This window comes from Myroides sp. LoEW2-1, assembly GCF_009767705.1.
Lineage (GTDB): Bacteria > Bacteroidota > Bacteroidia > Flavobacteriales > Flavobacteriaceae > Flavobacterium > Flavobacterium album_A.
The window spans coordinates 26975-41607 of sequence record NZ_WSPP01000113.1; the positions used below are offsets into that span (position 1 = coordinate 26975).

Consider the following 14633-nt stretch of genomic DNA (forward strand, 5'->3'; position numbering starts at 1 on the left):
AACACAAAAAGCCCTTTGGTAAACCAAAGGGCCTAAAAACTCTCTACTAAAGCTAAAACTTTCTAACAAATAGCCGACAAACCTATTTGCTTCAAAAAAAATCTAATCGTTAATAATCTAAATCACCCATGAAAAATGATTATTACAATTCAAAAGTAGACATCCTTATCTATTGTTAAAAAACAATAACAAATATTAGTAAACGATTTCAAATAAAATTCAAACAAAACGGATTCTACAACTTTCACGTTGATTCTTTACACTATTCAAAAAAATACACAACCCTAAAACCTTCACCACACTACACCTTATCAAAATACTGGAGATTGAATCTAAAAAACTCACTTATGATACCTGTACGTAGTAAGCACTTCACAAAACAAAAAAGGCCCCCTAAATTAGGAGGCCTTTTCTATATATAATCTTTTAAGACTATTCTTGCTCAGCGATTACTTCGTAATCTACTTCAACGATTACATCACGGTGTAAACGAACGTTAGCAGTATATTTACCTAAACGTTTGATAACTCCTGAAGTAATGAATTTTTTATCAACTGTTTGTCCGTTTTTAGCGAAAACTTCAGCGATATCTGCATTAGTTACAGATCCAAATAATTTCTCACCACCAGCTTTAACAGCGATTTTGATTTCCAAAGCTTTCAAAGCTTCTGCAATAACTTGTGCGTCAGCGATTAATTTAGCTTCTTTGTGCGCTCTTTGTTTTAAGTTCTCAGCTAATACTTTTTTAGCAGAAGGAGTAGCCAATACAGCCATTCCTTGAGGAATTAAATAGTTACGTCCGTATCCTGGTTTTACAGTTACTACGTCATCTTTAAATCCTAACTTTTGAACGTCTTGTTTTAAGATAATTTCCATTGTTGATGTCCTTTTAAGAAGAAGTTAGGTTTCACGAATGAAAACCAACAACTTAAGTTTTTAATTATTTTAATAAGTCAGCTACGTACGGCATTAAAGCTAAGTGACGTGCTCTTTTTACTGCTACAGAAACTTTTCTTTGGAATTTCAAAGAAGTCCCTGTTAAACGACGTGGTAAAATTTTACCTTGCTCGTTTACGAATTTTAATAAGAAATCAGCATCTTTATAATCGATGTATTTGATTCCTGATTTTTTGAAACGACAATACTTTTTAGTTTTGTTTGTTTCAATGTTTAAAGGCGTTAGATATCTGATATCTCCGTCTTTTTTACCTTTTGCAGATTGCTCTATACTTGACATAACAATTAAGCTTTTTTAGATTTTAATTTCTCTCTTCTTCTTTCAGCCCAAGCTACAGCGTGTTTGTCTAAAGCTACAGTTAAGAAACGCATAACTCTTTCGTCACGTCTGAATTCAGTCTCTAAGTTGATAATGATATCAGCTGGTGCTGTGAATTGGAATAAGTGGTAGAATCCACTTTTCTTGTGTTGGATCTCATAAGCTAATTTTTTCAAGCCCCAGTCCTCTTTAGCTACCATCTCAGCTCCTCTAGAAGTAAGAAATTCTTCGAATTTCGCTACTGTTTCCTTTACCTGAGTTTCAGATAAAACGGGATTCAAGATGAAAACAGTTTCATAATGATTCATAAATAAAAAATTTTATTTGTTATAAAAATTGGGTGCAAAAATAAGTATTAATATCATTCAACACAAGCTATTTTTGCTTTTTTATTTCATTCTAATTCTAATAGTTAGAATAAGCTATCAACACGATAATCTATTATCGTTCTATTTCCTTACCTAACAAAGCTTCTGCTCTTTCATACATTCCCTCTATTGACAGTACCAATAAATCAGGGTGTGCTTTTAACCACTTCGCATTTAACTCAACTAAGTCTTCTTCAATATCGTAAAACTCATCATTCTTTAAAGCATCTCTCGTTGGATTCTCACCAAAATAATCCGTTTCAATAAAAGCTTCTAATGCCACTTCATCATAGTCTTTCAAAAACGCTACTTGTTTTTGTAAAAAAGCCAAATGTTTCACAGCTCCCATTTTTTCTAATCCCTCGATAACTACATCGAAGAAATCATAATCAGCTTGTGTATTCCAAACTAATTGAGAGAAATTGCCATTATTATACTCTGCCAAATAGTAATCTACATAATAACTTAAAAATGCATCTGGATGAATAAACTCTGCTGGATCTGTTTCAGCTTCTTCTCTGATTAAGTTAATAAATGTAATATTTGAATACACTACATCGTACGCATCCTCACTTTTCATTGCATTCTCTGAAACAACAATCTTTAAATCTTTCATATTTATTTCTTTTAAATGGAGCGCTATACACAAAACACCTCCTAACATTATTTTCTAAACTAAGGTAATACTTTTGCATCAAATACACCTTTACCTAATTCTCTTACTTTAGTAAAAATCTACATTAATAGTCACTTTTACTGAGCGATAAGCGCCAATAGCCTCAAAGCTTTTCAAAATCTGCTTGATCTCTAATTTTGTTTTATTCAATGACACTTGCTGTGGAATCTTAATTAAAATCACGCGAATATACTGATTCCTTATTCTATTGATAGCAGGTTCTTCTGGCCCTAATACTGGAATTTGAAACTGTTGTTTCAAACTGTTATACACCCAAAAAGAGGCCTCTTTTAACTTCTCAAACTCCCTATGTCTTAAAGTCAACTTTACCAAGCGATAAAAAGGAGGGTATTTAAAATTATGTCTTTCATACATCTGCTCCTTAAACATACCTAAATAATCATTATTAGTCACTTGCTGTATGATATTGTGATATGGATTAAATGTCTGTATGATAACTTTCCCTTTTTTATCCTTTCTTCCCGCTCTTCCAGAGATTTGCACTAACATTTGATAAGCTCTCTCATGTGCCCTAAAATCTGGATGATACAAACTATTATCAGCGTTCATCACCCCTACCAAATTCACATTACTAAAATCAAAGCCTTTCGCCAACATCTGTGTACCTACAAGGATGTCAATCTCCTTCTTCTCAAATGCCTCTACCAGCTTTTCATAACCATATTTACCTCGAGTCGTATCTTGATCCATGCGGCCGATGCGCTTATTGGGAAACAACTCTTTCAACTCTTCTTCTACTTGCTCTGTCCCAAACCCCTTTGTATTCAAATCAACACTATGACAGCGATAACACTGCTTAGGCATTGGCAAAGTATACCCACAATAATGACATCTCAATTCATTTCGATACTTGTGATAGGTCAAACTCACATCACAATGTGGACACTCTGGTACAGCACCACATGTCATACATTCAACTACAGGAGAAAATCCCCTTCTGTTCTGAAACAAGATAACCTGTTCCTCCAAAGACAAAGACATATTAATTGCATCAATCAAATAATCAGAAAAATGGCCTGTCATCTGCTTGCGCTTATACTTGTCCTTGATATCAACTAAGACTATCTCTGGCAAGCGAACATTAGTGTATCGTTTGCGCAATTGAACTAATCCATACTTACCTTGATTGGCATTGTAATACGTCTCTAAACTCGGCGTAGCTGAACCCATTAATACTTTTGCACCATGTTGTTTTGCCAAAACGACTGCACAATCCCTCCCGTGATATCGAGGAGCAGGATCATGCTGCTTATAATTCGGTTCCTGCTCTTCATCAATAACGAGAAACTTCAAATTTTGAAAAGGTAAAAAAACCGCCAAACGAGTACCTATCACTACCTTCGCCTTTTCTGATTGATTCAATACCTGATCCCACACCTCTAAGCGCTCATTATGAGAATACTTGGAGTGATAAACGGCCACTTGATTGCCAAAATAATTTGTCAAGCGTTGTACCAACTGCGTTGTCAACCCTATCTCAGGTACCAAAAACAACACCTGTCCCTCTTGGGCAATTAACTTTTCAATTAACTTGATGTAAATTTCTGTTTTACCTGATGCTGTCACCCCGTACAACAAGGTTACCTCTCTTTGTTTAAATGATTCTTCAATCTCCCATTGTGCCTTGCTTTGCTCATCATTTAAAACAATGACTTCTTGTGTAGCCTCACCAAAAACAACGCGATCTTGCTGTAAGAAATATTCAACAAAGATTCCCTTATCTAATAACGCCTTTAGTACGGCATTGGTTGTATTTGACTCGTCCATTAACTGCTTTGCAGTTATTGGTTTTTTCATCGAAGCGTTCAATTGAAAATACTTCAAGATCATCTCCCTTTGCTTTTCGGCTCTTGACACCATCTCCATCAAATCTGCCAAACCATTGTCTTGAATATACTGATCAGCTAATTTAATATAGCGTATTTGCTTTGGTTTATACTTCTCTATCATCTCCTCCTGAAGGAATATAATTCCCTTTTCCAAGAGGGTATTGATGACAGGAAACACCTTCTTCCTATTTAAAATAGCTATAATCTCTTCTATTTTAAGTATAGCCTGCGATTGTAGGGCTTCGTAAATTAAATATTCAGAATCATCTAATTCGTCTGTATTGATCGTCACCTTATCGTTATACTGTACAAGTGTTTCATTCTCCAAAAGTAAACGAGAAGGCATTGCACTACGATAAACCTCTCCAATCGTACACATATAATACTCTGCCATCCACTTCCACAAAGCAATCTGCTTTTCAGTCACCACTGGAGTAATATCTATGATTTCATTAATCTCCTTAGCTTGATACAATTGAGGAACTCTATTGTGCTTCTCTATCACTAAAGCAGTGTAAACTTTTGATTTACCAAAGGGAACGGCTACGCGCATCCCTACTTGGATAAACTCAAATTCAGCTTCACTTACTTGATAAGTAAATGTTGGCTCTAATGCTAACGGAATAATAACCTCAACGAAATAATTCATCTCACTTTTTTAATACTAAATACAAAGATAACTTTTTCAGTTTACATCATTCCCAACCTCACTGCATTCGTACTTATTTATCGCAAGATTGAATACACAAACAAATATATAATTATCACATACAGCCAATATAATTTATAATCTACATAAAAAACACTATAGTATACAACAACACATCAGTATGTTTCAGGTTGGTGTAAATTTATACCGCCACACCAATAGAGCTCACTGATAACTCAACCTATGTTACACCGAAATAACACAGTGTCTTAAATTTCCTAAATATAGATAGCCCTATATGTAATGAAGCGATGAATATTTATGAATAATCCCAAGTATAAATAGCACAATGCGCAGTCCCTTCTATTTTTTTACCCAATTATATACCGTACAAGACTTACATCCAATAAAAAAGGTCATTGGCAATAGCCAATGACCTTTTCTTTATCTTATCTTTCAATCCTACAATCTTAATTTGCCTTCACCCAAGTTTGAGTTCGCCCCATTAGAGAAATTCCAACATACCCCCTAACGTCTAATTTGTCCTTTCCATTGAGCTTTACAGTACACTTGTATTGCTTACCACTTTCTGGATCTGTAATCTTACCTCCTGTGTATTCCTCTCCTTTTTTCTGCAAGCCTTTAATGATAACCAATCCTTCTATTGGCGCTCCTTTTTCATCTCCCTCACATTTCTCACATTTGGGATTTGGTTTACTCGGATTAAGTAGTTTAGCTACTTTACCGTAGTACTTTCCGTCTTTCTCATAAATCTCTACAATAGATTTTTCTTTTCCTGTACTATCATCTATCGTTTTCCACTTACCTACTATGCCTTGTGCATTTGCCGTGCATACAGCTACGAACAAAAACACTATTGTCAAAAATGAGTTTCTCATAAAATATCGTTTTGGTTTAAGGTTTATAACCAAATATAATTATTTTTTTGACTTAAGTTTACTTATAGCTAAATTTAATTCAAAACCTAACAATAGAATCATACAGTTAATCCAAAGGTAAAACATCACAACAAGCAAAGTTCCAATAGACCCATAGAGTTCATTATATCGCGCAAAACGAAGTACATACACACCAAATAAAAAGGAAGTAAGAATATATAAAATAGTAGTAAAAACGGATCCTATCGAGATAAATGAAACATTCTTCGTTTCCTTAGCGCCAAACTTGTAGAGTATAGAAGTAGTCACTAAGACGATCAACAATAAAAATAGACTTCTCGACCATTGTATCAAAGTATTATCAATCTCAAATTTAAACATCAAAACTTCTAACCCCACATAAAAAGCTACTGAGAAAATAAGTAGGAATGCTAAAAAAACAGACAGTACTAATGCTACCAAATACTGTCTTATGATATTGCGAGAGATTGTAATATGATATGATGACTCAAATCCTCCTATGATAGCAAAAACACCATTTGTCATTAAAAAAATAGACAACAAAAAACCAGAAGACAAGAGGGATTTGTAACTATTATTCATAATATCATCCAACGTGGACTTCACAGCTTCAAATGTTGTAGGTGGTACCGAATCTGCAATAAACTGCATAAAGTCAGCTTGAAAATTATCTACAGGAATATACGGTATCAAGTTAAGAATAAACAAGGCAAAAGGAAACAGAGCCATAAAGAAACTAAAGGCAATAGACCCCGCTCTATAAGAAAAAGCTCCCTTGACAATTCCCACAAAATACAACTCAATCAAATCGTACAAAGAATATCCTTCTAAAAAAGAAAACTTAATATTCTTAAAAAAACATACAATTTGATTGAGAATAGGAATACGTTCTAATTTATCCTCTATCTCTTTTGACATACTCTACTTCTTTACTATTCAAAGGTAGTGATTATTTCTTCGGATGCGCAATATTGCCTTTTGTTGTATCATATCCTTTGTGAGGATTCTTAAAGAAATAAGACACAATCAGAACTAACAATATAGATGCAACAAATAAAATTCCAATCGTCTTAAACGCATTGTTTAAATGCATTGCGTCAAACATGCTAATCCCCCAAAAACCAAGTGCCAAATACATTGTCACAAGAAGCAATAGCAAAGTAAGAAGCACTCCAATTATATATTTCATGACTTATATTTTTTTAGTATTTCTGATTTTAACTCGTCAAATTCCACTTGAGAGAGTACTCCTTCTTTCACCAAGAGATGTAGTTTCTTTAACTTCTCTAAGACATCTTCTCCTTCATCGTCCAAAATAGATTTTGTTTCTGCCGAAAATAGTTTTCCCAACTCCATACCTGCCCCTAACTGCATCCCCATTCCTGCCATTCCTCCTTCGTTACGAGCTGCATCTCTCAATGCTTTTAATTTCTCTAATTCAACAAAAGACAGACCAGCCATCTCTGCAGCTTTTGCATCCGAAGCAATATCTGATACTTTGTCAATTCGCTTTTGGGTATTAGCATCGAATAGAGTTCCTACAATTCTAAAATCAGTTAACTCTAACCCTAATTTGGCAAACTCATTATTTAATTTAGCAGTGACCTCACTTGATATCAGTTCTAATTGACTATCAATTTCTTGATAACCGAAACTTTGACTTGCCAAATAGGATGAAATTGCCTGAGGTATTCTACCACTTATTACCTCATTCATATCCTTGGTTTCAAAGTGAGTTTCTTGTCCCAATAGCTCATTAAATAAAAAAGCAACGTCGTTGATTTTATAAGAGAAATTACCATTAGCTCCCATCTCAATAGGGATATTATAGGTTTTATCCACATACTTAACAGGGGTAGCAGTTCCCCATTGTTGATTCACAACTTGTGCTTTTCTGAAGAAAAATACGCACAACTTATGTTCGCTTTCGAAATTCTGACGAATCTTCTTCAGTGTAGTAATAAAAGGGTGATTATCAGTAGATAGACTATACACTCCTTCATCTGTGATTGTATCTTGCACTTTTCCTTCATAGACTAATACACACCCTTGTCCAGGTCCGACAATTAGCTTAGAAGCATTCTTAATTTCACTTGTTGCTGAGGGATATTGAAACCACAATATCTCTCTGTTCTGCTCTGACCACTCAATAACAGTAGCCAATTGCTTTTTAAACAAATTGAATATTCCCATAATTTACTCTTTTTCTTCTACTGGTGTTTTTAAATTGGATTGATCGATTGTTGAAAGTACTTCACCCTTTGTATCAAAGATTTGAAACACATTATAATCTACTCCTACTTTGAATACGCCATCGATCATTTCAACATTTCTAAATCCTTTCATTTCTGTTTTCTTCGTCCATAAAATCGAGCCATCTTTGCTTGATAATTTTTGCAAAGAATAAGTTTCATTCTCCAATATAGACTGTTTGATTGCAATGATCACCCCTTCCTCATCTGATCCGACAACAGTACCTACTGCATATTTTCGATTAGGCGTAAAGTCCCTTACTTTTCCTATTCTCGCTTTTTTTCGCGTATAATCCAATATTAATACCTTCTTGTGTGGTGAACTACTTGAAAACACACCAGATCCACCATAATCCCTCCTCCATTCAAAGTAAAAATAATACATCGGATATCCTTCTTGATACCAATAATCATATTGAATTAGTTGTCTCGCTTCATCTGGATAATCAAAACTCTTTCTTGTAAAAAGGTAACCAGTCTTTTTAACTCCATTTGGCAATGGCAAATCATAGACTTTATAGACTTCATCACTTGAATACACCTTGTTCAAATATATATAATACATAAACTTTTTACCCAAGTTGTTAGTGACTTCTATACCTTCATCAAAAGTATTGTATTTTAATCCTGCGATACCTTCACTAAACTCTTTGTGACTTCTAAACAATTCTTCGTCTACTTTCTCAAAGCATTGTAAAACATCATTGAATTTCAGTAAGTGATAATTATTTACAATAAGGTATAAATCACGATCTGAAATCTTAAAGAACTCAACTGAAAAGTCAGTCATTAGACCAACGCCTTTCAGTGACAAGTCAACATCAATTGGTTTCCTACTGAGTTCTTCTCCCGTTATCACATCGTTTAGTATTAAAAATAAACGAACTTTATCTCTTTTTGCGAAAAAATCATTAGTCGTTGCCACTTGTACTAAGGTTACTTTATTCTCTTTTAACCTATAAAGTGTATTTGCCTTAATACTCATAGGAACCATCTTAACCTCTTTTTTAGGAGGTACAATTTCTTGAACAGGTTCTACTATTGTCGTATTCTTAGATTTTGAAGATGAAATTACACTGATAATTGGCCCTATAAAGCTTAACACCAAAATCACAGCTAAAAAGATAATTACAAACTTTATGGCAGCTTTCTTATTCTTCTCTGCATTAGGATCATAACTGTCATTATAAGTGTATTTGTGATTAATATTAATATCATCACTATCTAAGAAAAAATTGGTTTGACAACTTTCACACTTATAGTAATCATCCTTTAACTCTTTTATCTTATTACTTCCACATTGTGGACAAATTATTTTTTTTAATGTCTTTGCCATTATGAAACAGTATATTTACTAATTCTCTTTTTATCTTTCTCAAAATCACCTCTGCAAAATCACCGAACACAGCATTAAGTCAAGGCAATCTATTCAACTTAAATTACCATTATCTATAAAATATAACTCAATAAAAATAGTGCGTAGTATAGATTATAATAATTTAGATTACATTTTTTTCAAACGCAACGCAATTGTATCCGTTGAAACCTTTGGTATATGATAGATCTTCATTTCTTTGTGAAGTTTCAGGCTTTTTGCAGGCTTTTTACTTTCCTTATATCTTTGACCAACTGTGGTGACAATGGCCATAAAAATTAATAGCCCTATAGAAATCATCTTTCGTCCACTTTCATTGCTCAAAGGAATGTGTTCAACAGCTTCAGTCTTAAGTTCACCAGTCTTCTCTCCTTCGAGGACAACAAATAACTCCCTACAATTAGCACAAGAATATTGCTCATATTTAAACTCCATTACCTGTGTACTACCACAAGAAGGACAAACTACTCTACCTTGACCGTCAACCATCTTTTACGGGTTAAACAACTGCTTTTAGACTTAAATCCATATTGTGCACTGAATGTGTCAATGCTCCAGAAGAAACGTAATTCACACCGCATAACGCATATTCTCTAACAGTAGTTTCATCAATATTGCCAGAAGACTCTGTTTGACATTGATCTCCTATTAAAGCGACAGCCTCACGAGTCATAGCATAATCAAAGTTGTCTAACAAAATTCTATAAACGTTCTCACAAGCCAAGATTTGCTTAACCTCATCAATACTTCTTGCCTCTACAATAATCTTTAAATCTCTATTATTGTCTTTTAAATATTGATTTGTCTTTTCAATAGCTTCCTTAATCCCTCCTGCAAAATCAATGTGGTTATCTTTCAACATAATCATATCATACAAAGCAAATCGATGATTGCCACCACCGCCAATTTTAACTGCCCATTTCTCAATAGCACGAACACCTGGAGTTGTCTTACGCGTATCTAATATTACCGTATTAGTCCCCTCTAATAAATCAGCAAAAAACTTGGTTTTAGTTGCAATAGCACTCATGCGCTGCATACTGTTTAACATAAGACGTTCCGCTTTTAGAATTGACTGAGAATTACCTGATATATAAAGAATAATATCGCCAATCTTCACAGGAGTTCCATCTTCGATACACACCTGTACTTCCAAAGTTGGATCTACGTAATTCAATACCATTTTAGCAAACTCCACTCCTGCTATTACCCCATCTTCTTTTACAAGTAGTTTTGCTCTACCTGTTGCTGTACTGGGAATACAAGCCAAAGAACTGTGGTCCCCATCACCTACATCTTCTCGAATAGCATTACTGATAATTATATCTAATTCCCTTTGAAATTGTTCTTTCGTAATCATATTTAAAAAAATTTGCGATGCTAAAATAAGAAATGTTAAATCAATTCTCCTTTTTTAGCATCGCAAATGTGGATAATTTATTCGAATGTTAGCCAATCACAATGCCCAACATTTTATAAAATTCTCTAAGAATATCGGGATGACCAGGCCAAGCTGGTGAAGTCACCAAATTCCCATCAACTACTGCTTTATCTGCACCTACCTCCTCATACTTACCTCCTGCCAGTACAATATCTGGTCCTACTGCAGGATAAGCTGTCAATGTCCTTCCTTTTAACACATTTGCTGGAGTTAACACTTGGATACCGTGACAGATAGCTGCTACTGGTAAATTCTGTGCAAAGAAATACTTAACGATATCAATCACTTTCTTATTCAACCTAATATATTCAGAAGAACGCCCTCCACAAATGTATAATCCACTGTAATCCCCCTCTTTTACTTCATCAAAAGATTTATTGATTACAAAATTATGCCCTCTTAATTCAGCATAAGTTTGAAAACCAACGAAATCGTGAATTGCAGTAGCAATTACTTCTCCCTTTTTCTTTCCAGGGCATACTACATCCACTTGTACTCCAATAGATAAAAGTGCTTGATAAGGAACCATTACTTCGTAATCTTCCACAAAATCACCTGCCAACATTAAAACTCTTTTTGCCATATTGTTTTGATATTATTAGTTATACCCTTAATTTACAGTTTTATTTAGACAGTAGTATTAAGGGAATGTAAAATTGTAAGAAAGCTCTCGAAAAAGAAACCAATACTGCTACTTACTCTATCTCTTTAAAATCAAAAGCTCCTTGACTAAAAAGTAAAAACTAAATTTTTGTTTTTTAAAATCGTTCCCAGGAAATTTTGTTTTTAACTCACTATTAATTTGCATTTGAAGTTCTTTTATTTTTAAATACTCTACTGACTTTTTAAATAATGGATTCTTCTTGTACTGCTTATAAAGTTTATCCGATTGTATAAAAGCGTCAATATCAAAGCTATTTAAATTCAATGGCTTCTGTTGATCTAAAGATAAATGAGCTGTACTAATACCACTAGCTGTACTTCATCTATAGCCAATAATAGCATCAGGATCAATAGCTTTTATATCAGGTACATATTTACTAAAAACAGAATTTATTTCACTTTGTAATTCTTTTAATGCTTCAGAAGTAATCAACCCAAAAACATCCACCTGCCCATTACTATCCCATACATAAGCATACATAGTAGGATTGTTCCCTGCTAGACCTATCGAACCCTTAGATATGTATAACCCTGTCGTGGAATCATAATACCTAAAACGGTTATAGTAAAGTCCATTCAACTCTACATCCTCGTACTGACCAAATTGTCTGAATGAGGGCAAAGCGTTTAGTAAACATCTAGTAGATGTTTATAGCGAATGAGCCAGACTATCGCGTGGGGTCTATCGCCCTCTAAGTTTCTAAGCCTTCCATAGATGTCATAGTCTGTACTCCATACCTTAGTACCTCTATCATCGAATGCCTGTATCGGACGTCCGACACAAAACACACATACAATATGGTATTCAGTAATTTATATTTAATTTTAAAAAGACTTAACCTATTACTAGATTAAGCCTTTTGTTTTATATTTAACCCTAACTAATCATAAATGACATCATCTAAAAATCATAATGTTTCAATCATCTTTTACAGAATCAATAGCTTCTCGTATAGGAGGAAATTCTTTTGTAGATAGAGGCAAAACATCAATGAGTTTCAAAAACATATCTTTTCCCAATATTTCTTTATAATCATCTAACATAACATCAATATTTCCTTTAAATCTAGTTTTCTTTTCCGGATCTCCAGCCAAATAAAATTTATTAATATAATCTGTTGCTAATGCACTATCTATATGTAGCATAATCTCAAAGACATTACATTCAAAAGTATTATCTTTCATTAATTCATAAAGAATATTAATATCAATATTTTCTGACAACTTACTATCTACTTCTAAATTAGACAATAACTCTATTAGCTCTCTTTTTAAATCTAAATACTTAATTATCAATTTATTTAATTCCATATCTATTTATATACTTTTCCTGAACCTACAATATCATTAGGTGAAACATCATCTTTAATCTTCCAATCCATAACTCCTCCTTTTGTTTTACCTTTTAGCTCAACATTTTTTCCTTTTGTATCAATATCTACATAATAATCTGCACCAAAAGCCCCTGTACTTCTTTTAATTGCATCTCTATTTTGTAGTTTTATTTTGGTAGATGTTACACTAATCCCTCCTCTTGTATCTGTAGGATCAAATTTAAATCCATTTTTCTTAAATGCTTTATACTCAGATCTTGACATAAACCTCCTAACTATACTAGGATTTTGTGGTTTACCATCTATCAAATCTAACCCAAAAACATCCACCTGCTCATTACTATCCCATACATAAGCATACATAGTAGGATTGTTCCCTGCTAGACCTATCGAACCCTTAGATATGTATAACCCTGTCGTGGAATCATAATACCTAAACCTATTGTAGTAAAGCCCATTCAGCTCGATACCTTCATACTGACCAAGTTGTCTAAATAAGGGCAGAGCGTTTAGTAAATATCTAGTAGATGTTTATAGCGAATGAGCCAAACTGTCGCGCGGGGTCGTTCTCCCTCTAAGTTCCTTAATCTACCATAGATGTCATAGTCTGTACTCCATATCTTAGCTCCTCTATCATCGAATACCTGTACTGGGCGACCGATATAATCACTAATGATGCTGTATCGCTATTCTTTTACAACTTTAACATATTGCATGTAGTCATTAAAAAAAGACTTAACCTGATTACTAAGTTAAGTCTTTTTATTACTGATTTTATTTATTAGATATATCATAAAAATATCCACCTGCTAGTATTTCAATATAACTATCATACCCAACTATCAAATAATGTTTTAAATTAAATGTATTTGATGGATCATAAAGTTTGTTCTTTTCTTTTAGCAACTCTGAGCTATCTACTTCATAAAATCCAGAATCTGGGCAATAGCCAAATCTTTCCCAAAAATCGAATTTATTTAAATCCTCATTAACTTTAAAAATTTTATGATTAGTATAATTAGATTCAAAAAAATCTAATGTTATACATTTTACTTCTGCTACTGTATTAAAAGTTATATTTATGTCATGCAATCTTAAACTATCCTTATAATCTTGTAGTATTTTTCCTTCAACTTTAACGCTTGTTTCCCTTCTAGAATATTGGACTTTTAAGTCGATTGTTGAAATATCAAAATTAACACGTTCAGGTATTAAACTGTAATTGTATTCTTTCATTTATATTATGTATAGTTTTTAATAATTCTATCTAATCCTGTTCCATCCTTATTTTGAGTAACAGCAATACTTTTTGATGGAACAACTTCATTTGAATATCCAAGTAAACCAAAATCTTTTTTAAGTCTTTCAGGAACTTTATCAAAAGGAACAAATATAGCATCTGATGGCATTTTGCCTCCTTCGGACAATGCTGCTAATCCTCTGTTGTTTAAAGTCACAGCCTTACCTGTAGTAGGATCAACAGTATATGAAATTAAAAATATATTGGGATTTATTCTATTAGCTGCAATATCCTTTCCTACATCAGAAATAGCACGTCCTCGAATTGAAGGATGTGCTTGAGATCCAATATCACTAAAATTAGGTGTAACTCTTTGCTGACCAAAATGTAGATTATCAGGAAAAGAAGTAATAAAACCAAATTCAAATGGATCAAAACTACTCAACCCAAACACATCCACCTGCCCATTACTATCCCACCCATACGCAGTATCCACCCTAGCAAGTACATCTTGTGAGGTATAAAAATTATTCTACAGCGTCAGAGATTGCCTTTTTATAGTTATGAGGATATAAATCTGTAATATTCT

18 protein-coding genes and 1 pseudogene are annotated in these 14633 nt (G+C 33.5%); all 19 read right to left on the bottom strand.

Annotated elements, in window-relative coordinates; translation table 11 throughout:
• Nucleotides 1-432: 432 nt before the first annotated feature.
• Complete coding sequence (gene rplI / locus GOQ24_RS07720; protein ID WP_155092405.1) at nt 433-876, bottom strand: 50S ribosomal protein L9; 444 nt, start codon at nt 874-876, stop codon at nt 433-435.
• Nucleotides 877-940: 64 nt separating this feature from the next.
• Nucleotides 941-1237, bottom strand: coding sequence for a 30S ribosomal protein S18 (rpsR, locus tag GOQ24_RS07725; protein ID WP_155092406.1), 297 nt, complete (start codon nt 1235-1237; stop codon nt 941-943).
• Between the two features lie 5 nt (nt 1238-1242).
• Nucleotides 1243-1584: a 30S ribosomal protein S6 gene (rpsF, locus tag GOQ24_RS07730; protein WP_155092407.1), complete on the bottom strand. Its 342-nt coding sequence runs from the start codon at nt 1582-1584 to the stop codon at nt 1243-1245.
• A gap of 133 nt (nt 1585-1717) precedes the next feature.
• On the bottom strand, nt 1718-2260 hold the full coding sequence (locus GOQ24_RS07735) for a DUF4375 domain-containing protein (protein WP_155092408.1): 543 nt from the start codon (nt 2258-2260) through the stop codon (nt 1718-1720).
• Between the two features lie 108 nt (nt 2261-2368).
• A complete protein-coding gene (gene priA / locus GOQ24_RS07740) occupies nt 2369-4819 on the bottom strand; it encodes a primosomal protein N' (protein ID WP_155092409.1) in 2451 nt (816 codons plus the stop codon).
• A gap of 470 nt (nt 4820-5289) precedes the next feature.
• Nucleotides 5290-5718, bottom strand: a complete 429-nt coding sequence (locus tag GOQ24_RS07745; protein ID WP_155092410.1) for a DUF2147 domain-containing protein — start codon at nt 5716-5718, stop codon at nt 5290-5292.
• Nucleotides 5719-5757: 39 nt separating this feature from the next.
• A complete protein-coding gene (locus GOQ24_RS07750; protein WP_155092411.1) occupies nt 5758-6657 on the bottom strand; it encodes a YihY/virulence factor BrkB family protein in 900 nt (299 codons plus the stop codon).
• Between the two features lie 31 nt (nt 6658-6688).
• Nucleotides 6689-6928, bottom strand: coding sequence for a hypothetical protein (locus tag GOQ24_RS07755; RefSeq protein ID WP_155092412.1), 240 nt, complete (start codon nt 6926-6928; stop codon nt 6689-6691).
• Nucleotides 6925-7932, bottom strand: a complete 1008-nt coding sequence (locus GOQ24_RS07760; protein WP_155092413.1) for an SPFH domain-containing protein — start codon at nt 7930-7932, stop codon at nt 6925-6927. Before GOQ24_RS07760 ends, GOQ24_RS07755 begins: the two co-directional genes overlap by 4 nt.
• Before the next feature lie 3 nt (nt 7933-7935).
• Nucleotides 7936-9327, bottom strand: coding sequence for a hypothetical protein (locus GOQ24_RS07765; RefSeq protein ID WP_155092414.1), 1392 nt, complete (start codon nt 9325-9327; stop codon nt 7936-7938).
• 168 nt (nt 9328-9495) lie between these two features.
• Nucleotides 9496-9855, bottom strand: coding sequence for a hypothetical protein (locus GOQ24_RS07770; RefSeq protein ID WP_155092415.1), 360 nt, complete (start codon nt 9853-9855; stop codon nt 9496-9498).
• Between the two features lie 10 nt (nt 9856-9865).
• The gene (nadC, locus tag GOQ24_RS07775) at nt 9866-10726 is read right to left on the bottom strand and encodes a carboxylating nicotinate-nucleotide diphosphorylase (RefSeq protein WP_155092416.1); all 861 of its coding nucleotides are present in this window, start codon (nt 10724-10726) and stop codon (nt 9866-9868) included.
• Between the two features lie 88 nt (nt 10727-10814).
• Nucleotides 10815-11390, bottom strand: coding sequence for a DJ-1/PfpI family protein (locus GOQ24_RS07780; RefSeq protein ID WP_155092417.1), 576 nt, complete (start codon nt 11388-11390; stop codon nt 10815-10817).
• 399 nt (nt 11391-11789) lie between these two features.
• The gene (locus GOQ24_RS16460; protein WP_166520727.1) at nt 11790-12092 is read right to left on the bottom strand and encodes an RHS repeat-associated core domain-containing protein; all 303 of its coding nucleotides are present in this window, start codon (nt 12090-12092) and stop codon (nt 11790-11792) included.
• 296 nt (nt 12093-12388) lie between these two features.
• The gene (locus tag GOQ24_RS07790) at nt 12389-12781 is read right to left on the bottom strand and encodes a hypothetical protein (RefSeq protein WP_155093496.1); all 393 of its coding nucleotides are present in this window, start codon (nt 12779-12781) and stop codon (nt 12389-12391) included.
• A gap of 2 nt (nt 12782-12783) precedes the next feature.
• Nucleotides 12784-13167 carry a hypothetical protein gene (locus GOQ24_RS16645; protein ID WP_243731259.1) on the bottom strand — a complete coding sequence of 128 codons (384 nt, stop codon included), beginning with the start codon at nt 13165-13167 and terminating at the stop codon, nt 12784-12786.
• A 9-nt stretch (nt 13168-13176) separates the two neighbouring features.
• Nucleotides 13177-13308 (bottom strand): annotated as a pseudogene (locus tag GOQ24_RS16650) (RhsD protein); the annotation flags it as partial.
• Nucleotides 13309-13578: 270 nt separating this feature from the next.
• Nucleotides 13579-14040, bottom strand: a complete 462-nt coding sequence (locus GOQ24_RS07800; protein ID WP_160339418.1) for a hypothetical protein — start codon at nt 14038-14040, stop codon at nt 13579-13581.
• 5 nt (nt 14041-14045) lie between these two features.
• Entirely contained in the window at nt 14046-14540 is a 495-nt protein-coding gene (locus GOQ24_RS07805) for a hypothetical protein (RefSeq protein ID WP_208103214.1), read from the bottom strand.
• Nucleotides 14541-14633 lie beyond the last annotated feature (93 nt).

Coding starts and splice junctions, on each gene's coding strand:
- GOQ24_RS07790 (WP_155093496.1), bottom strand. CDS start 12,781: ATGGAATTAAATAAATTGATAATTAAGTATTTAGATTTAAAAAGAGAG.
- rplI (WP_155092405.1), bottom strand. CDS start 876: ATGGAAATTATCTTAAAACAAGACGTTCAAAAGTTAGGATTTAAAGAT.
- GOQ24_RS07770 (WP_155092415.1), bottom strand. CDS start 9,855: ATGGTTGACGGTCAAGGTAGAGTAGTTTGTCCTTCTTGTGGTAGTACA.
- GOQ24_RS07755 (WP_155092412.1), bottom strand. CDS start 6,928: ATGAAATATATAATTGGAGTGCTTCTTACTTTGCTATTGCTTCTTGTG.
- GOQ24_RS07735 (WP_155092408.1), bottom strand. CDS start 2,260: ATGAAAGATTTAAAGATTGTTGTTTCAGAGAATGCAATGAAAAGTGAG.
- priA (WP_155092409.1), bottom strand. CDS start 4,819: ATGAATTATTTCGTTGAGGTTATTATTCCGTTAGCATTAGAGCCAACA.
- GOQ24_RS07780 (WP_155092417.1), bottom strand. CDS start 11,390: ATGGCAAAAAGAGTTTTAATGTTGGCAGGTGATTTTGTGGAAGATTAC.
- GOQ24_RS07750 (WP_155092411.1), bottom strand. CDS start 6,657: ATGTCAAAAGAGATAGAGGATAAATTAGAACGTATTCCTATTCTCAAT.
- nadC (WP_155092416.1), bottom strand. CDS start 10,726: ATGATTACGAAAGAACAATTTCAAAGGGAATTAGATATAATTATCAGT.
- GOQ24_RS16645 (WP_243731259.1), bottom strand. CDS start 13,167: ATGTATGCTTATGTATGGGATAGTAATGAGCAGGTGGATGTTTTTGGG.
- GOQ24_RS07745 (WP_155092410.1), bottom strand. CDS start 5,718: ATGAGAAACTCATTTTTGACAATAGTGTTTTTGTTCGTAGCTGTATGC.
- GOQ24_RS07760 (WP_155092413.1), bottom strand. CDS start 7,932: ATGGGAATATTCAATTTGTTTAAAAAGCAATTGGCTACTGTTATTGAG.
- GOQ24_RS07765 (WP_155092414.1), bottom strand. CDS start 9,327: ATGGCAAAGACATTAAAAAAAATAATTTGTCCACAATGTGGAAGTAAT.
- rpsF (WP_155092407.1), bottom strand. CDS start 1,584: ATGAATCATTATGAAACTGTTTTCATCTTGAATCCCGTTTTATCTGAA.
- GOQ24_RS07800 (WP_160339418.1), bottom strand. CDS start 14,040: ATGAAAGAATACAATTACAGTTTAATACCTGAACGTGTTAATTTTGAT.
- rpsR (WP_155092406.1), bottom strand. CDS start 1,237: ATGTCAAGTATAGAGCAATCTGCAAAAGGTAAAAAAGACGGAGATATC.